General features: G+C 62.8%; 14 protein-coding genes. 5 read left to right on the top strand and 9 right to left on the bottom strand.

All coding sequences use genetic code 11. From position 1 onward, the window contains the following. Positions 1-141 precede the first annotated feature (141 nt). Positions 142-1,980, top strand: coding sequence for a pre-peptidase C-terminal domain-containing protein (locus LNV08_RS08905; protein ID WP_263533335.1), 1,839 nt, complete (start codon positions 142-144; stop codon positions 1,978-1,980). 13 nt (positions 1,981-1,993) lie between these two features. On the opposite strand, the gene LNV08_RS08900 is transcribed toward LNV08_RS08905, so the two are convergent. Beyond that, on the bottom strand, positions 1,994-3,574 hold the full coding sequence (locus LNV08_RS08900; RefSeq protein WP_263533334.1) for a YfcC family protein: 1,581 nt from the start codon (positions 3,572-3,574) through the stop codon (positions 1,994-1,996). Positions 3,575-3,804: 230 nt separating this feature from the next. Between LNV08_RS08900 and LNV08_RS08895 the strand changes: the two genes are divergently transcribed. Beyond that, positions 3,805-4,293 (top strand): hypothetical protein, encoded by a 489-nt coding sequence (locus LNV08_RS08895; protein WP_263533333.1) that lies wholly within the window; start codon positions 3,805-3,807, stop codon positions 4,291-4,293. A gap of 12 nt (positions 4,294-4,305) precedes the next feature. Here LNV08_RS08895 and LNV08_RS08890 read toward each other — a convergent pair whose 3' ends face one another. Continuing rightward, positions 4,306-5,454 (bottom strand): L-lactate dehydrogenase, encoded by a 1,149-nt coding sequence (locus LNV08_RS08890; RefSeq protein WP_263533332.1) that lies wholly within the window; start codon positions 5,452-5,454, stop codon positions 4,306-4,308. Positions 5,455-5,572: 118 nt separating this feature from the next. On the opposite strand from LNV08_RS08890, the gene LNV08_RS08885 reads away from it, so the two are divergent. Then, positions 5,573-5,971 carry a YbaN family protein gene (locus tag LNV08_RS08885; RefSeq protein WP_263533331.1) on the top strand — a complete coding sequence of 133 codons (399 nt, stop codon included), beginning with the start codon at positions 5,573-5,575 and terminating at the stop codon, positions 5,969-5,971. Between the two features lie 9 nt (positions 5,972-5,980). On the opposite strand, the gene LNV08_RS08880 is transcribed toward LNV08_RS08885, so the two are convergent. From LNV08_RS08880 to argH, 5 genes are all read right to left on the bottom strand, one after another. Continuing rightward, on the bottom strand, positions 5,981-8,281 hold the full coding sequence (locus LNV08_RS08880; protein WP_263533330.1) for an ATP-binding protein: 2,301 nt from the start codon (positions 8,279-8,281) through the stop codon (positions 5,981-5,983). A gap of 204 nt (positions 8,282-8,485) precedes the next feature. Then, positions 8,486-9,730 carry a DNA polymerase IV gene (dinB, locus tag LNV08_RS08875; protein WP_263533329.1) on the bottom strand — a complete coding sequence of 415 codons (1,245 nt, stop codon included), beginning with the start codon at positions 9,728-9,730 and terminating at the stop codon, positions 8,486-8,488. Positions 9,731-9,833: 103 nt separating this feature from the next. After that, on the bottom strand, positions 9,834-10,331 hold the full coding sequence (locus LNV08_RS08870; protein ID WP_263533328.1) for a hemerythrin domain-containing protein: 498 nt from the start codon (positions 10,329-10,331) through the stop codon (positions 9,834-9,836). 115 nt (positions 10,332-10,446) lie between these two features. Continuing rightward, positions 10,447-11,133, bottom strand: a complete 687-nt coding sequence (locus tag LNV08_RS08865; protein WP_263533327.1) for a hypothetical protein — start codon at positions 11,131-11,133, stop codon at positions 10,447-10,449. A 124-nt stretch (positions 11,134-11,257) separates the two neighbouring features. Next, on the bottom strand, positions 11,258-12,664 hold the full coding sequence (argH, locus tag LNV08_RS08860; RefSeq protein ID WP_263533326.1) for an argininosuccinate lyase: 1,407 nt from the start codon (positions 12,662-12,664) through the stop codon (positions 11,258-11,260). 38 nt (positions 12,665-12,702) lie between these two features. Here argH and LNV08_RS08855 point away from each other — a divergent pair, with 38 nt between their 5' ends. Next, on the top strand, positions 12,703-13,863 hold the full coding sequence (locus tag LNV08_RS08855; protein WP_263533325.1) for a sensor histidine kinase: 1,161 nt from the start codon (positions 12,703-12,705) through the stop codon (positions 13,861-13,863). Between the two features lie 22 nt (positions 13,864-13,885). After that, positions 13,886-14,722 (top strand): LytR/AlgR family response regulator transcription factor, encoded by an 837-nt coding sequence (locus LNV08_RS08850; RefSeq protein ID WP_263533324.1) that lies wholly within the window; start codon positions 13,886-13,888, stop codon positions 14,720-14,722. Positions 14,723-14,741: 19 nt separating this feature from the next. On the opposite strand, the gene LNV08_RS08845 is transcribed toward LNV08_RS08850, so the two are convergent. Together LNV08_RS08845 and LNV08_RS08840 are read right to left on the bottom strand one after the other, a co-directional pair. Then, entirely contained in the window at positions 14,742-15,353 is a 612-nt protein-coding gene (locus tag LNV08_RS08845; RefSeq protein WP_263533323.1) for a sensor histidine kinase, read from the bottom strand. A 4-nt stretch (positions 15,354-15,357) separates the two neighbouring features. After that, entirely contained in the window at positions 15,358-17,043 is a 1,686-nt protein-coding gene (locus LNV08_RS08840) for a response regulator (RefSeq protein ID WP_263533322.1), read from the bottom strand. Positions 17,044-17,076: the final 33 nt, after the last annotated feature.

The following is a 17,076-nucleotide window of genomic DNA, read 5'->3' as shown; positions in this document are numbered from 1 at the left end:
GGCGGGGCGCCGTGAAGCGAATGTGCTTTGCTGCGACCCTGTCAACTATGCCTATACCCGGCCCGAGCCAGGGGCGAGGACACTGCCGGCGCTGGCCACAAGCGCGGCGAACCCTCAACACTTTGCTCGGAGACTCTCACTATGTACAAAAGAAGATCGCTGGCCCTGGCGGCCATGCTGTCCCTCGCCGGCCTGACGCAGGCCCAGCCTGCCGATCTTGCCAATGCTTTGAGCGTCGATATCGGCAGCGGCGAGCAAGTCATTCAGGCCTTGCGCGATCAGCACAAGGGCGCGCGCACGACTTTTTTCCGCACGCTGGGGGCCGACTCGCTGGCCGTACACATCAAGGACTTCTTTGACAAGAACGGCCAAGTTTCGATCTCCGGTCATGCGCTGGGCAATGCGAACTCGGTGTTCTTTTTGAAGGGCAATAGCAAGAAGCTACATGGTTTTTTGGCCCTCAATGACGGCCGCAAGGCCTTCGAGTACAGCAGCAATGAACTGGGGCAGGTGACGGTGCGCGAGGTGCCGTACACCAAGGTATTCCCTGACTTCGAGGAGAAGTTTCAGCGCGACTATGCCTTGGCGCAAGGGGTCAGCACTTTGGCCGTGGCCGCGCCGACGTACAGCCCGATGGCTCTGCGCCAGGCGCCGCATATCGGCCCCTACGCCAATCAAGACGTCACCAAGCTGGAGAGCAAGCCCGGCAGCCCCTGGGTGTTCTATCTCAATACCGCAGCGGTGATGAGCGGCAGCACGCCGCTCAACGGTGTCAGCAAGGAGCAGATGTACCGGGCCTGGCAATCGGTGGCCGATCAGTATTCGATGCTGAATATGAACGTCACCACCAACCGGACTGTCTATGACGCTGCGCGCGCGGCCAATACCTTGCGCACCGGCATCATCAACTTCGTCAACCAGGACGGCCGCTCGTTTGCGCCGCTGCAGTCCTTCGGCACCACCTCGGCCGGCACGCTCTACCGCAACCCCTCGGCCGGTTTTGACTATGGCTACGGCATCGGCATGACGGGCGCGCATGAGGTCGGCCACCAGATGGGCATGTCGCATGACGGCGGCGGCACGGGCGGCGAGTATTTCGAAGGCATTGCCGCCTACCAGTGGGGCCCCATCATGGGCAATTACTGGATGGGGGGCAGCTGGGCCAACCAGTTATTTACCTGGAGCCGTGGCGAGTACAGCACGGCCAATAACCAGGAAGATGATTTCCGCATCATGACGGTCAATGAGTCGGTGCCCTATGTGGCGGATGACAACGTCAGCGGCAAGGCGCTGGCGTTGCGCGCGGCCGGGGAGATCAACCCGCAGGACAACTGGGGCCAGATCGAGCGCAATAGCGACAGCGATGTCTTCAACTTCACGGTCGCGGCTTCGGGTGTGCTGAATCTGCGCATCGATCCGATCGAGTACCTGCGCATGCTGGACGTGGACGCCTCCATCATCAATGCCGCCGGTCAAGTGGTGGCGCGCAGCAATCTGGCCGTCAACCGCTCGGCCGAGTTCAAGAATCTGCAACTCGGTGCCGGCAGTTATCAGCTCAAAATTCAGGGCGGCGCCGAGGGCACGCCGCAGAATGGCTTTTCGAACTATTCGTCGGTGGGCTACTACGCGATGCAGGGCAGTTTGACCGGTGGCAGCGAAATTCCCGCTACGCCCTTGACCAGCGGTGTGCCTCTGCTCAATCAAAGCGGTGCCACCGGGGTTTGGAGTTATTACGCGATCAACTTGCCAAGCAGCGCGAGCAAATTGACGGTCACCGTCAGGGGCAGCAATGGCGACGCCGATCTGTTCGTGCGCAAGGACTTGCGGCCCACGACCACTACCTATGGCTGCAAGAGCGACGGCTCCACCAGTGCAGAGACCTGCAGCATCACTTCAGCGGCAGCGGGTACCTATTACGTCGGCGTCTACGGCTATAGCGCCTACACAGGCTTGACGGTGACGGCCACGGTCACGCCTTGACCTGATTCCGGCTTCACTCCAGCGTCGCCGCAATCCCGATGATCAAGGTCGATACGGCAAACAAGGCCAAGAGCAGCGGCCAGACGAAGCGCAGGTATTTGTCGTAGCCGACCTTGGCGATGGCAAGTCCGCCGACCAGCACCACGCTGGTCGGCGCCATCAGCAGCGCCAGGCCGTGACCCATGATCCAGGCGGTGATGGTGCTGGCCCGGCTGACCTGCGCAAAGTCGGCCAAGGGCGCCAGCAAAGGCATGGCCAGCGCGCCATGGCCGGAACTGGACGGAATCAAAATGGCCAACGGGATATTCACCAACACGGTCAGGAAGACGAAAAAGCCCGCCGAAGCGCCGGTCACCAAGCGTTCCATCGAGTGCAAAATTGTGTCCAGCGTTTGCGTGTTGTTCATGATCACCGACACCCCGCCGGCCAAGAGCACCACCATGGCCGGGCCCATCATGTCGGAGGCGCCGGCGGCAATCAGCCGCACCGTCTCCTTCTCGCCCATGCCCGCGACGATGCCGACCAGCACCGAGGCCAGAATGAAGAGCATCGCCAGCTGCGGAAACCACCAGTTCAGCTCGAACCAAAAAGGCGTTGCCCCCACCACCGCGTGCAAGCCGTAGTAATCGGCCGCACCGGCGCGGCCGCCTAGCACGCTGGACCAGGGGATGACGGAGAAGATCATCAGCCCAAAAGCCAGCGCCGTGATCAGCAGCACCCATTTTTGCGTGCCGGTCAGCCGGGCTTGCGCGTCAGCACTTGGGCTTTGTTCGGCGGCCGCAGCGGTGTCCTGCTGCGTATCCCAACCCACCAGCGACGCCGAGGGGTCGCGGCGCACCTTGGCCGCATAGCGCAGCACCCAGCCTATGGACATCGCTGTCAGCACCACCCACAGTACAAAACGCAAGCCAATGCCGTCGCCAATCGAGATGCCTGCCTCGCCGGCAGCCACGCCAATGGAAAAGGGGTTGACGGTCGAACTCATCACGCCGACCAAGGCGCCGATGATGATCATGGCCGCAGTCACCAGTCTGTCGTAGCCGAGGGCTGTCATCAGCGGGATGAAGAGTGCGTAAAAACCCAGCGTTTCGACCGAAAAGCCCATGGTGGAGCCGAGCAGCGAGAACAGCGTCATCACGGCGGCGATCAACATCCAGCCTTTCTCCCGCAGCCGGTCGGCGAGTGCCGCTACCGCTACTTCTAGCGCGCGAGTGGCGAAGCTGACCGAGATAAAGGCGCCGATCGCCATGATGAACACGATTACGCCGATCTGCCCGAACATGCGGCCGACGGTTTCGCTGTCCACCCGCTTGGTGTTTGAGTTGTGCAAGCCGTAAACGCCATTGACCGGCGCCAGCACAAGTTGCTCCGCCGCTTCCTTGAGGCTCAAGGGAGAGGCTTGCTGCTGGAAGGTGCCGGGGATGGGCGAGCCATGCTCATCAAGCTGGTATAGACCGGAAGGAATAAACAGCGTCGCGACCCAGACCAGCAAGGTGACGATGGCCAGCGTGGTGACGGCGCCGGGGAACTTGAAGCCGCGCTTGGGTGTCGCTGCTTTGCTATCGCCATCGGTGTCGCTACTGCTGCCTGCCATTGTTATTCCCCATGCTTGCTTATGTAAGCGCAGTTTAACCAAGCATTCGTACGGTATGGCCGCCTGCTCGCCTGTTTTGCACGCTGGTTTGCAGGCACTTGCTGACCCTGAGTTGCCCCATGTTTGAATGCGATCCGGGAATGCTATGCTGAATTGACACAGACCAGAGTGACCGAAACCCGATGCCACATCACTGCAAAACCCTTGGCTCAGCAATCGGCTTCAGCCTCTTGCTTCCCTGCATTGCTGCGCTGGCCCAGCCGGCGTCGCCGCAACAATGCCGAGCATTGCCGGATGCTCAGGCTCGCTTGCTTTGCTATGACACTTGGGTGGATGGGCAGGCGGCGGCCCTAAAGACGCCGGGCCAAGTTGACCCGGCTCTAGCTGCGGCGGCGGCTGCGGCTGCGGCGCCTGCGCTTGTTCCTGCAGCTGTATCGACTGCACAGCCTGCCGCTGCCAGCTTTGGCCTCGAGCAGCAGGCTCGCAAAGCCGAAGCTCAGGAGGTCGAAAGCGAGATCAGCGGGCTGTTTGAAGGCTGGGGCCCCAAGCATGTGATCCGATTAGCCAATGGCCAGCTTTGGCAGATCGTGGACGGCAGCTCGGCCGTGCTCTATTTGAAGAACCCCAAGGTCAAGGTGCGCCGCGGCATGTTGGGCACTTACGTGCTGGAGTTCGAGGCCAGCAACGAGACCGCCAAGGTGCGGCGTTTGGAGCGCTGAAGTCTGAGCGCTTCAGCGCAGTCTGGGTGGCAGCAAAACATCCGGCCCGACTTGGTCGATCTGCGTGTGGCCGCAAAACGCCATCGTCAAGTCCAGCTCCTTGTGGATGATCTCCAGCGCCTTGGCTACGCCGGCTTCACCCATGGCGCCCAGGCCATATAAAAACGCCCGGCCGATATAGGTGCCGCGTGCGCCCAGGGCGCGGGCCTTCAGCACATCCTGCCCCGAGCGGATGCCGCCGTCCATATGCACTTCGATTTGGCTGCCCACCGCGTCAACAATGGCGGGCAGCGCGTGGATGCTGGACTCGGCGCCGTCAAGCTGGCGACCGCCATGGTTGCTGACGATCAAGGCATCGGCGCCGGAATTGACGGCCAGCCTTGCGTCTTCTACGTCTTGGATGCCCTTCAGAATCAGCTTGCCGCCCCAACGCTTTTTGATCCACTCGACATCGCCCCAGTTGAGCGCGGTGTCGAACTGTTTGGCCGTCCATTCGGATAGCGAGCCCATGTTCTCTACGCCCTTCACATGGCCGACGATATTGCCAAACTGGCGCCGGGGTGTGCCCAACATGCCCAGACACCAGCGTGGCTTGGTCATCAGGTTGATCAGGTTGGCGATGGTTGGCTTAGGCGGCGCCGACAGGCCGTTCTTGATGTCTTTGTGGCGCTGGCCGAGGATTTGCAAGTCCAGCGTCAAGACCAGCGCGCCGCAGCGCGCCGCCTTGGCCCGGTCGATCAGTCGCTCGATATAGGCGCGGTCTTTCATCACATAGAGCTGGAACCAGAACGGCGCTTGGGTGCGAGCCGCCACGTCTTCGATCGAGCAGATGCTCATCGTTGACAAGGTAAACGGGATGCCGAACTTCTCGGCCGCGCGCGCCGCCAGGATTTCGCCGTCGGCATGCTGCATGCCGGTCAGGCCGGTCGGCGCAATCGCCACCGGCATCGCCACATCAACGCCAATCATCTGCGTCGCGGTGGAGCGGTTTTCCAGATTGACCGCAACCCGCTGGCGCAGCTTGATGGCCTGGAAGTCCGCCGAATTGGCGCGGTAAGTGCCTTCGGTCCATGAGCCGGAATCGGCATAGTCATAGAACATGCGCGGCACGCGCTTTTGAGCCAGAACGCGCAGGTCTTCGATGCAGGTGATCACGGGCATATGGGAGTCTCTCGGTGTTTTATGGTCTTGTTGGCGGCAATGCTAGCGGAGCTAGCTGAGAGAATGTTGAATGGGAACGCGGTTTGTCGTTTCCAGGTTTGCCACCCACGAGTCGCTGATGCCTGTCGCTGAGAATTTTGTAAATCCCTTGCCCACCTGGCAGCGCGTGCTGTGGCTATTGGCCGGCATCGCGAGTTTGGTCTTGGGCTTTGTCGGCATCTTTGTGCCGCTGCTGCCGACCACGCCTTTTGTGCTGTTGGCGGCGTTTTGCTTTTCGCGCGGCAGCAGCCGCTGCGAGCGCTGGTTGCTCAGCCACAAGCTGTTCGGCCCTATGGTGCGCGACTGGCGCGCCACGCGCGCGGTGCCGCTACGCGCCAAGCAGTTGGCCAGCGTGATGATGTTGTTCGGCTCGGTCACGGCCTGGTTCAAGCTGCCGCTGCTGTGGGCTTGGCTGCCCGCCGCGTCTTGCGCCTGCGTGGCTTGGTGGTTATGGCGCTTGCCGACGCGCAAGCCCTGATTCCAGGCCTCAGCCCTTGTGGGCAAGCAGCGGCAAATGCAAACGCACGCACAAGCCTTGTTCGACCTCGGGCAATTCGATGCTGCCGCCTAGGCGCCCCATGATGGAGTGAACGATGTACATGCCCAGGCCCGAGCCCCCCTGGCCGCGCTTGGTTGTGAAGAAGGGCTCGAAGATGCGTGCCCGCACCGCCGCACTGACGCCGACACCGTCATCGGCCACATCCAGGCAAACCTGTTGCCCGTCCAGGCTCGCGCTGATTCGAATCTTGCCGCCGCGCCGGTCAGGGAATGCGTGGTGGATGCTGTTCATGATCAGGTTCGAGATCACCTGCGTCAGCAGCCCGGAGGCCATGCACAGTTCGATGCCGGAATCCACATTGACGCTGACCTCCACGGCTGCCTTGCGCAGTGCTGGGCTGAGCACCGAAATCACGCTGTTCAAGTATTCGGCCAAGGGGAACTCGCTGACCGCCTCCGAGGCCTGATCGACGGTGACCTTCTTGAAGTTGCCGATCAGGCTTGCGGCCCTCTCCAAATTGCGCTCGACCAAGTCTGAACCGGTATTCAGGCGAACCGAGAGCTGCTGCAGCTCGCTGCGGCTGATGCGTTCGCTGGCCAGCATGTCAACCAGCCGCTGCGCGTTGTCAGACACGCTGGAGGCGGCCGTGACTGCCACGCCAATCGGCGTATTGACCTCATGTGCCACGCCGGCCACCAGGCGACCCAAGGCATCGGCTTTTTCCTGCTCCATCAAGGCCTGGGTCTGCTGGGCCAGGGCCAGGTCGGCACTCAGCAGCACACGCTCGAACACCTTGCCCAGATGGCTGGCCTGTAGCTGGTCTTGGCGTGACCAGGCACGCTGCTGCCCATGCTGGGTCAGCCAGAGCACGGCCCGCAGCTGCTGCTGCACAAAAAGCGGGATTTCTATCTGCGAGGCGGCCCCCTGCATGGGCGCCAAGCCGATCAATTCCTGCAGGCAGGGGTGCAGGCTCAAGTCGGCCAGGAACAAGGGTTCGCGCCGCTGGGTGAGCAGTTTCAGGTAGGCGGCCTGCGCAGGCTCGCTCAGGCAGGTGCTTTCAGCGCAGTCGCCATTTTCAGTCATACTCGGCTCCCCACAATTGACCCCTGACTCGACCTTATCCGACTCATGTTGCAACAGGGGGTAGACGCCGGGCGTCTGGTGGGCCCACCACAGGCTGACCCTGTCCAGCGCCAGGATTTTGCCGGCCTTGGTGCTCAGCTCCGCAAATGCCTGCTTGAGTTCGGCGGCACTGTCGAGCGGCCATTGCTGGTTCGAGAGTTCCAGCAGCATTTCGTCGGGCGGCTTGCGCGAGAGGTCGTAATGGGCCAGCTTGGCCAAGCGCTCGGGCAGGCTCAGGCGCTCGATCTCGGCTTGCACCTCGACATGCTTCCACAAATGGCCCAGGGCGGCTTGCAGCTGGCCTTGTGATTGGTAGAGCTGTGCCAACTGCTGGTGTGAACGGCTCTCCTGCGCACGCGACTGTATGCGCAGCGCTTGCTCCAGCGCGTGTTGAGCGCTCTTCAGGGCCTCGGATTGGTCGTTGCGCGCCAGCGCAACTTCGGTCCAGGTCTGGCTGGCGACGCTCTCCAGCCATAGATGCCCCAGGCGTCTGGCCAATTCCAAGGCCTGGTGGCACTGGTGTGCGGCCAGGTCGGTCTGCCCACGCAGCAGGGCTGCGCGGGCCAGATGCCAAAGGGCTTCGGCCTCAAACTCCAGGTGCTGGCCCCGGCGGGCCGCCGCAAGACCTTTGCTGAATTGGGCCTCGGCCTCCTCCAGCTGCGAATTCTCGTAATTGCCCACACCCAGATTGAGGGCCAGCTTGGCCTCCAAATAGCTGTCATCCAGGCTGGACAGCAAGGCTGCGGCGTCGCGATGAAAGCGCCGCCCGTTGTCCCAGGCGCCCATGGCGTAGTGGATCTGGCCCAGGCCAATGCGTGCCGCAACGCCGATGCGCAACTCGCCGACCAGTTGCGCCAAATCGAGTGCTCGCGTCCATTTTTCGGTCGCCAACAAATAGTCGCCGGTTTGGTAGGCAATGCGCCCCAGGGCTTCAAACATGCGCGCGGCCTGGCATTGCAAGCCCGCCGATGCGGCCTGGGCTTGGGCCTGTGTCAGGCTGCCTTGCAGCTGCTGCGCCCGGCCCATGTGTTCGAGCAGATTGAAGCGGATGTAGAGCAGGTCGATGGCGCACGCTAAATCGCCCCGGCCGCGTGCCGTCTGTTCAAGTACCTCGTAGCGGCGCAATGCGCATGAGGGGTGCCGTTTAGCCAGCCGTGCGAGACGCATCAGCAGTTCATCAAATGCTGCGGACTGAACGGGCGCTGGCACTGCGTCTGACACTTGCTCGACACTCCTGGCTGATGTGCAACAGCACACTTGAGCGCCACTGCTTGTGGCGCGACGCAAGGATAAGGGCTTTGCGGCGGCTTGTCAGTGTGTGGCCCCATTGCGCTGGTCTGGATCAAGCCCCGCAAGACCGGAAAACAACAGTCAGAACAAGGCGAGGTTTTCCGGCCTTGGGCCGGCGGTGGTGCTTGCGACCTTGCGCGGCTTGCTGCCCAGGGCGTCAATGGCACCGGGCCGGCTCAAGCCTCCCACTCGCACGCCGAGCAGCCGAATTCGTTTGTCCAGCGGCACGCGCTTCAGGCAGGCTCCGGCGGCGCGGCGGATGGCTTGCGCATCTTGCGTCGGCTGGGGCAGCGTCAGGTCACGCGTGACGGTATGAAAGCCCTCGAAGCGCAGCTTCAAACCTATGGTGCGGCCCTGATAGCCCTTGCGCAGCAGGTCGCTGGCCACTTGCTCGCACAGTCGGGTGAAGATGGTGCTCAGCTCGGCCTTGTCATGCACCGCATGCAGGTCGCGCTCAAACGTGGTCTCGCGGCTGATCGAGACGGGTTCGCTGTGCGTGACCACCGCGCGCTTGTCGCGCCCATGCGCTGCCGCATGCAGCCAGGCGCCAAAGCTGTTGCCAAACTGGTTGATCAGCATCTGCGGCTCGGCGCGCGCCAGTTGCTCGACGGTTTCAATCCCCAATCCCAGCAGCTTGGCCGCCGCCTTGGGGCCGATGCCATTGATTTTGCGCACGCCCAGCGGCCAGATGCGCGTCGGGATATCGGCTTCGGTCAGGAGCGTGATGCCGTCGGGCTTGTCCAGATCGGAGGCGATCTTGGACAGCAGCTTGTTGGGGGTGATACCGATCGAGCAGGTCAGGCCGGTGGCACGCAAAACGGAGTTCTTGATCTCGCGTGCCACTGCGCGCAGGCCGCCGAGTGGGTCATGGCCGACGGTTTCTCGGATGCCGGGGATGTCACTCAGGTCGATGTAGATTTCGTCAATACCCCTGTCCTCAATCACCGGCGCCAACTCAGCCACCGCCGCTTTGAACAGGCGCGAGTAGAGGCGGTAGGCGTCAAAGTCGGTCGGCAAGAGGATGGCATCAGGTGCCCGCAGGGCCGCCTTCATCAGGCCCATGCCCGAGAACACGCCCAGATCGCGGGCGGCGTAAGTGGAGGTGGTGATGACGCCACGGCCGGTGTAGTCGCGCAGCCGCGAGTAGCGCCGGCTGCCGTCTTCCAGTGTCACCGGTGCATGGCTGCGACGCCCACCGATCACAACCGCTTGGCCCTTCAAATCGGGGTAACGCAGCAACTCCACGGAGGCGTAGAACGCGTCCATGTCCAGATGCGCAATCAAGCGCTCGGGCAGTATGGTCGAGGTCAGCGTCGGTGTTGACATGCGCGCATTGTCGGCGCAGCGGCTGTCAGCTCTTGTCAGCAGTGCGGAGCGGCGCAGTGCACGTCAATCTACCCGCCAGCGCCAGGTGTTCAACCGTATTTTTTCAGCCGCAGCTGCCGCTGCCGCAGGAGCTGATCGGCTCAGCGCCCACCAGCGCTGTTGTGCTGGCTGCCCCGGTTGCTGGGTCAAAACCAACTTGGCTCATGTGATAGACCAAGGCCGCGTCCATCATCTCGGCGTGGGCCGGAAACCAATTGACCAGTTCCGGCAGCAGATTGCGCATAGGCTCAAGATCCTGCTCGGCATGGGTATGCACCAGCACCTGGCGCATCACGTCCAGCACCATGGCGTGTTGCTTGCTGTGGCAGTTGTCCGGGGCGAAGCCGGTCGCGGCCATAAAGCCTTCTTCCATCGCGAAGTGCTGCTCCGTGTGAGTCAGCAAGCGCTGGTACGCGGGCAGGGCGTCTGCGGGCTCGGTGCAAGTCGGCAAGAGTTCAGCCAACTCGTTGAGCAAGGTCACGAATTCATGGTGGGTTTGATCGATCTGCGGCTGATTCAGCGTCAGCGCATCGGTCCAGGTCAATGTACTTGGGGTATTCATGGGGTCAGCAGCTTAAACGATGGCTGCGTACTGTGTGACGGCGTGAGGACGGCAGCGCTGCTTTGAGCGCGTAATCTTTGCGCTGAGTCAAGGCTGCGTGCATTGGATGCGTGCATTACATGGGCACGGGGGCTTCGGCCCAGGACTTGACGTCGACTTCAAATCGAACCTCGGGGCCCTTGCCGCGTATCGCCGCCTTGATTTCTCCGGTCACTTTGTTAGCCAGTGAGCGCTCTTTGCTGGCAATTTCGTAATGCGAGCTGAGGTCCAAACTCAGCACCATCAAAAAGCGACCCTTGACATCGATGCGGTGAGGGCGGCCTGTTTCGGGCTCGACCCAAGCGCGCATCAGTACGTCGCGGCCAAATCCTTTGTCCTGCGCTTCGAACAGAGTCCAGAGTTTGCCGTCAAGGCTCTGCCCATCGCTGCGCTTGACCGGGGTGCTCGGCAATAGCAGCTGATTGCCTTGGCCCAAGGCCGATGAAATCTGCTGATCGGCCTTGTTGGCGCGGGTGATGCGCAGATCATCATCGGTCCAGATGGGGGGCTCGGCGGCCACGATCTCGTAGCTGGGTTTGCCGTCCTTCCAGCCAACGAGTTTGCGGCTGATGAAGTCCCGCTCGCCGGTACCGCCGGCCTCGCGCGGCAGCATCAGCAAGGTGTCCGATTCATCCGGCACCACCTGCTTTTGCGCCTGTAGGTGCGCAAGCAACTGCAGCCACAGGGGGTCAGCGACTTGGGCTTGGCTGGTTTGTACCCCGGACAGCAGCAGCGCCAGGGCCAGCAAAAAAGTTCGAATCATGAGGGCAGGGGGGCGATGAAGCCCGCAGCTTGAGTTTGCGGCCAGTTTCGGCCGAGGCTTCACTTAGCGCGGCCGTCGGCCGCGCGGTTGACAAGCCTGCCGAATTGGGCTGTCTCTGCCTGAATCAGCCCAAGCGCACCCGGTGCCGCGCAATCTGTGCCCGCACCTGCGCCGGCGCGGTGCCGCCCAAGATGTTGCGAGCATTCAGCGAGCCGCGCAGAGATAAGACCTCGAACACATCCTCGCCAATGCGGGCGTCGAATTTCTGCAACTCACTCAAGGGCAGGGCCGACAGATCAAGCCCGGTGCCGATGGCGGTTTTGACCGCATGGGCGACGATCTCATGTGCGTCGCGGAAGGCCAGGCCTTTCTTGACCAGGTAGTCGGCCAGATCGGTCGCGGTGGCATAACCCTTGAGCGCAGCGCGCTCCATGGCCTCGGGTTTGACGGTCAGCCCGCCCATCATTTCGGCAAAGATGCGCAGCGTGTCCTTGAGCGTGTCAACGGTGTCGAACAGCGGCTCCTTGTCTTCCTGGTTGTCCTTGTTATAGGCCAGCGGCTGGCCCTTCATCAAGGTGATCAAGCCCATCAGATGGCCGACCACGCGACCGGTTTTTCCCCGTGCCAGCTCCGGCACATCGGGATTTTTCTTCTGCGGCATGATGGAGGAGCCGGTGCAAAAGCGGTCCGCCAGGTCGATGAAACCAAAGCTCTGGCTCATCCACAAAATCAACTCTTCGCTCAGCCGCGAGATATGCACCATCACCAAGGAGGCGGCGGCCGTGAACTCGATCGCGAAGTCACGGTCGGAGACGGCATCGAGGCTGTTTTGGCACACAGCCTCCATGCCCAAGGTCTTTGCCACACGTTCACGGTCAAGTGGGTAACTGGTGCCGGCGAGTGCGGCCGCACCCAGCGGCAAGCGGTTGACACGCCGGCGCACGTCGGCGAAGCGCTCTGCATCGCGCGCAAACATCTCCACATAGGCCAGTAAATGATGGCCAAAAGCGACCGGCTGAGCGACTTGCAGATGGGTGAAGCCGGGCAGGATCACCTCGGCGTTCTTCTCGGCCACATCGACCAGCGCGGTCTGCAGCGCGTTCAACAAGACGCTCAGCTCATCGATCTCGCCGCGCAGCCACAGTCGCACATCGGTGGCGACCTGGTCATTGCGGCTGCGCCCGGTGTGCAGGCGTTTGCCGGCAATGCCGATCAGCGCGGTCAGGCGCGCTTCGATATTCAGGTGCACATCTTCCAGGTCCAGCTGCCACTCGAAGCTGCCAGCTTCGATCTCGCTCTTGATCGTCGCCATGCCTTGCTGAATGGCGGTGTGGTCTTCGGCACTCAAAATCCCTTGCGCCATCAGCATCTCGGCATGCGCCAAGCTGCCTGCGATATCGGCCGCCCAGAGCCGCTTGTCGAAGAAGACGCTGGCGGTGTAGCGCTTGACCAAGTCGCTCATAGGCTCCGAAAACAGCGCGGACCAGGCTTGGGCTTTGTTGGCAAGGGGATTTTCTGAGACTGAGGACATGGCGGGCGGTCTGGCGGTTAGTAAAGAGGCGGGCCGGCTTGACAGACAATCCGGCGCAGCGCGATTCTATCGAGCCGCACTTCCACCAGACGCCGCAGAGCGAAAGCAAAATCTTGAAACCCAGCAGCAAGCGACCGGACTGGCCCGACAGCGGCAACCTGAGCAGCATCCTCGGCTTCGCGCCCAGCGATGGCAGCGAGGCCACGGTCCTGCCCTTGTTCGACCCCGCGCGGGTTTTCGATGTGTGCCATGTGGGCCTCGTGCTGCGCGCGGTGTTGGGCGTGCAGGGCTTGCTGGCCTTGGGGCTGGCGCTGGTCTCGCGCGATCTGGGCCACTGGATGCAGAACATGGCCAGCGGCACAGTGGTGACGATGTCGGCCGTGCTGGCCTGGCTGCTGCTGGTGTGCAGCGCGCGCCGCCAATTGGCCGGCTTGCGTGGGCTGTGGCAATGGACCGTATTGTTGGCTTTGGGGGCGCTGTGCGCCTTGGCGGGTTGGGAGTTGTTGAATCTGGCCAATGATGAGCCCAGCAGCGGGTTTCGGCTGATCAGCGTGAGCTTGGCCGGTGCGGCCTGCGCGGGCCAGCTCTTGCTCTGGCTGAAGCAGCGCGAACGGGCGCAGCGCCCGGCAGACGCGATGGCGCAATTGGTCGAGTTGCAAGCGCGCATACGGCCGCATTTCTTGTTCAATACGCTGAACAGCGCGATTGCGCTGGTGCGGCTGGACCCGCACAAGGCCGAGGGGCTGCTGGAGGACTTGAGCGAGCTGTTCCGTGTCGCTTTGGCCGATGCGACGGCCGTGGTCAGCCTGGACGCCGAGATTGAGCTGGCGCGCCGATACCTCGATATAGAGCAGATCCGCTTTGACGGGCGCTTGCGCATCCATTGGCGCTTAGATCCGGCCGCCGGCGCCGCCAAGGTGCCACCCTTGTTGTTGCAGCCCCTGGTCGAGAATGCGGTGCGTCATGGCGTCGAGCCTAATGAGGCGGGCGGTGACGTCGAAATCAGCACCCGGCGTCTGGGCAGCGAGGTGGAGATCTGCGTGGTCAACACAGTGGGGCTGCCGGCCCAAACATCCGGGCATGGTTTGGCGCTGCGCAATGTGCGCCAGCGCCTACGCCTGATGCATGATGTAGCCGCGCGCTTTGAGCTCAAGCGCGAGCCGGAGCGCTTCAGCGTGCGCATCATGTTGCCACGCTGATGGTTTTCACTGGAGCTGCCTGATGTCTGTGCCGTCCTTGTTGAAGGTTTTATTGGTCGATGACGAGCCATTGGCGCGGCTGCGCTTGCGCAGCTTGCTCGAAGGCTGTGTCGACCCGCGCGCCGAGGTGCTGGCCGAGGCCGGCAGTGCTTCGCAGGCGCAAGCTTGGCTGCGCGAGCATCGTTGCGACCTGATCTTGCTGGATGTGCAAATGCCCGGGCCCGACGGGCTGCAACTGGCCGGCGCCTTGCGGGCGCAGGCTCAGCAGGGCGGAAATAGCCCGGCGGTGGTGTTTGTCACCGCCCATGCCGAGCATGCGCTGCAGGCTTTTGAGCTGGAGGCGACCGACTACTTGAGCAAGCCGGTACGCCGCGAGCGCCTGCAAGCCGCTTTGCTGCGGGTCGCTCAGCGCCTGGCCGAACGCGCCGCCATGCAGGCCCAGCCAGAGGGTCGGGGCTTGCCGCTTGGGGAGCCAGACGGCGTGATCAATGTGAGCGACCGTGGCCGGCTCTTGCGCGTGCCCTTGGCCGAGGTGCTTTATTTCAAGGCCGAGCTGAAGTATTTGACTTTGCGCACCGCTACGCAAAGCCTGGTGATGGACGGCAGCTTGTCGGACCTGGAGCCGCGCTTGGGCGAGCGCTTTTTGCGCGTGCACCGCAATGCTTTGGTGGCCAAGGCGGCGGTGCGCGAGTTGCAGCGCCATGCGGTCAGCCATGCCGGGGAGGATGAAGCAAACAGTGACAGCGCCGACGGTGCCGACGGTTGGGCGGTCCGGATTGCCGGTGTCAACGAGTGGTTGGCGGTGTCCCGGCGGCAAGTGGCGGCCGTGCGTGAAGCGCTGGCGGGGCAGGGCGGCTGATTTTTCAGGCCTTCAAGGCTTAGGGCAGCCAGATCTCGAATTTGGTGCCGCCTTCCGGGCGCGGCGCCAGCAAGACCCGGCCCTGCCGCTCTCCGTTTCTATGAGCGCGCGCGACGGCCGCGCAGAGCTCCATCCCCAAGCCGGTGGATGAGCGGCTAGATGGGTCTTTGCTGCCCAGACCCAGCCCGTCATCCTCGACCGAGAGCACCAGGTAAGCGTCTACTTGAGCGGCGCCTAGCGAGACATCGGAGCGGGCAAAGCGCCAAGCATTGTGCAGTGCCGCCTCCATGGCCAGCAGCACCAGGCGGGCGTCAAAATACCAAAAAGGCGGCGCCTGGCTCACTTCGCCCAAGCGCAGCGGCGCGCCGTCCGGCCGCGAGTCCACCTTCAAGAGCTTTTGCAGAAAATCCAGCGGCGACTCATCCTCGGCCTGTGCGCTCATGGGCCTGTCGTCCGAGGCGTAGAGGGTCAGATAGGCGATCAGTCGCTGGCGCAACTGCGAACAATGCTGGTGGGCGCGGTGGGCGCGTGCCCGGTCGGGCTCGGCCTCCAGCAAGTGCAACTCGGCCTCAAGTACACCCAGCTGGTTCTTGATGTCATGCACGAACAGGGCCAACAACTCTCGGTTCATGCCACTATTTCACCAGTTTGCCGAAGCTGGAGGCCGGGCTGTTGGATAACTCCACCGCCGCACCCTTGGTCTGCAAGGCGGCCAGCGTCTCGCGCAAATAGCGGCGCATGCTGGCCACGCGGTCATTGGCTGGCAGCAGCTTCTCCAACCGCGCCAGATAGTCGCGCACCTGCTCGACACGGCGCTCGTCCAGTGATTTTTTCAGGCGCAGCGACATGCAATTCATCTGCGCGCATTCCAGCAAGACGGTGGTGTTGTCGGGGTACTCCGACAATTCAGCTTCAATCGCCTCCAGGGCCGCATCCAGCTCGCCGGCCCGCAGCAGGCGCTTGGCCTCATGCAGCCGGGTCTTCAGGCCTTGGGTGGCGGCCTTGACCAGCAACTCAACTTGCTCGGGGTGGCCGGTGTCGACCAGGGCTTTGCAGATCAGTTGCTGGACGCGCGAGTTTTCATGGTCGGCATTAACTGCTTGACGCAGCAGCGCCAGGCCGGCCTCGACATGACCGGCCTGCAGCGCGGCGCGCGCCACGGTGACGGTGGCAAAGTCAGCCTTGCCTTGGGGCAGGCCGGCGAGTGCCGAGGCGGCTTCTTTTTCCGCCTTGGCCGTGTCGCCCTGCAGCGCATGGGCTTGCGCGCGTATGGCCAAGGCTACATTGTCAAATTCGGGCGTGTGGGCGCCTCGCGTGGCGGCTTCGCTGAGGGTCTCCAAGGCCTCCTTGGCCTCGCCCATATCGACTTGGGCCTGCGCCATGGTCAGCAAGTCTTGCGAGTTCGCGGTCATGGCGCCCTGGCTGGACTTCAAGGCCTTGGCCAGGCTGGCTTTTGCCGTGACAAGGTCTCCATTGCGATAGGCGCTCTCGGACAGCACACGCAGGCGTTTGGCCGAAGGCACGACTTGCGCGGCTTGCTTCATCAACGCCAGCGCGCTGCCGGTGTCGCCTAGTGCCTCCATCGAGGCGGCCACCAGGTCAAAAGCGGCCAGGCATTTGGCACCTTCCGCGCTGCCCAAGATTTCTTGGCCCAGGCGTTTGGATTCTTCGAACTTGCCCGAGGCCTTGGCGGCCTTGACCAGGCCCAGCTGCGCCCACATCAGCCCATCGCGCAAGGCCAGCGCATCCTGGTAGATGCGCTTGGCGTCATCGGGGCAGCCCAGATCGAGCAGGGCCTGCGCCTTGATTTGCAGCGCATGCATATACCAGCGGTCTTTTTTGGCCAGCAAGGCGTCGCAGGCCGCCACGGCGGCGGCTAAATCGTTTTTGTTCAGCTGGCGGTTGATCTCCAGCAGCGCCTGGCGCTTGTCGAGTTGGTTCTTCAGCCGGTCCTCGATATCGCCGGCGGTGATGGGTTTGAGCAAATAGGCGTCGGGCATATGCTCGCTGGCGGCCGCCACCGAGTTGTAATTGCTTTCGGCCGTGATCATGAAGAACAGGCAATCGGGGGCGAGCAGGCGCTGCTCGCGCAGCAACTCGAACAGCTGTTGGCCGTCGGTGCGATGGTTGAGGTTGTAATCGCACAGAATCAGGCCGTAGCGTTTGGCCTTGATCATGCGCAGCGCATCTTCGGCCGAGCCGGCCGCGTCAATCTTGCCCACCCCCACCATGCCCAACTGACCACGCAGCGTGGTTTGCTGGGTGGCCATATCGTCAACCACCAAGGCTTCGATCTTGGCGTAGGGAGTTTCAATATGCATGGGCTGTGGCCTTGGTCGAGCGCCTAACTCTGT

This window comes from Paucibacter sp. TC2R-5, assembly GCF_025717605.1.
In the GTDB taxonomy this organism is placed as follows: domain Bacteria; phylum Pseudomonadota; class Gammaproteobacteria; order Burkholderiales; family Burkholderiaceae_C; genus Paucibacter_A; species Paucibacter_A albus.
This window is presented reverse-complemented; position numbering and strand designations above follow the sequence as displayed.

What these genes read in the sequence shown, in the direction of transcription:
- LNV08_RS08905 (WP_263533335.1), top strand. Translation starts at nt 142, where the DNA reads ATGTACAAAAGAAGATCGCTGGCCCTGGCGGCCATGCTGTCCCTCGCC.
- LNV08_RS08900 (WP_263533334.1), bottom strand. Translation starts at nt 3,574, where the DNA reads ATGGCAGGCAGCAGTAGCGACACCGATGGCGATAGCAAAGCAGCGACA.
- LNV08_RS08890 (WP_263533332.1), bottom strand. Translation starts at nt 5,454, where the DNA reads ATGCCCGTGATCACCTGCATCGAAGACCTGCGCGTTCTGGCTCAAAAG.
- LNV08_RS08885 (WP_263533331.1), top strand. Translation starts at nt 5,573, where the DNA reads ATGCCTGTCGCTGAGAATTTTGTAAATCCCTTGCCCACCTGGCAGCGC.
- LNV08_RS08880 (WP_263533330.1), bottom strand. Translation starts at nt 8,281, where the DNA reads ATGCGTCTCGCACGGCTGGCTAAACGGCACCCCTCATGCGCATTGCGC.
- dinB (WP_263533329.1), bottom strand. Translation starts at nt 9,730, where the DNA reads ATGTCAACACCGACGCTGACCTCGACCATACTGCCCGAGCGCTTGATT.
- LNV08_RS08870 (WP_263533328.1), bottom strand. Translation starts at nt 10,331, where the DNA reads ATGAATACCCCAAGTACATTGACCTGGACCGATGCGCTGACGCTGAAT.
- LNV08_RS08865 (WP_263533327.1), bottom strand. Translation starts at nt 11,133, where the DNA reads ATGATTCGAACTTTTTTGCTGGCCCTGGCGCTGCTGCTGTCCGGGGTA.
- argH (WP_263533326.1), bottom strand. Translation starts at nt 12,664, where the DNA reads ATGTCCTCAGTCTCAGAAAATCCCCTTGCCAACAAAGCCCAAGCCTGG.
- LNV08_RS08850 (WP_263533324.1), top strand. Translation starts at nt 13,886, where the DNA reads ATGTCTGTGCCGTCCTTGTTGAAGGTTTTATTGGTCGATGACGAGCCA.
- LNV08_RS08845 (WP_263533323.1), bottom strand. Translation starts at nt 15,353, where the DNA reads ATGAACCGAGAGTTGTTGGCCCTGTTCGTGCATGACATCAAGAACCAG.
- LNV08_RS08840 (WP_263533322.1), bottom strand. Translation starts at nt 17,043, where the DNA reads ATGCATATTGAAACTCCCTACGCCAAGATCGAAGCCTTGGTGGTTGAC.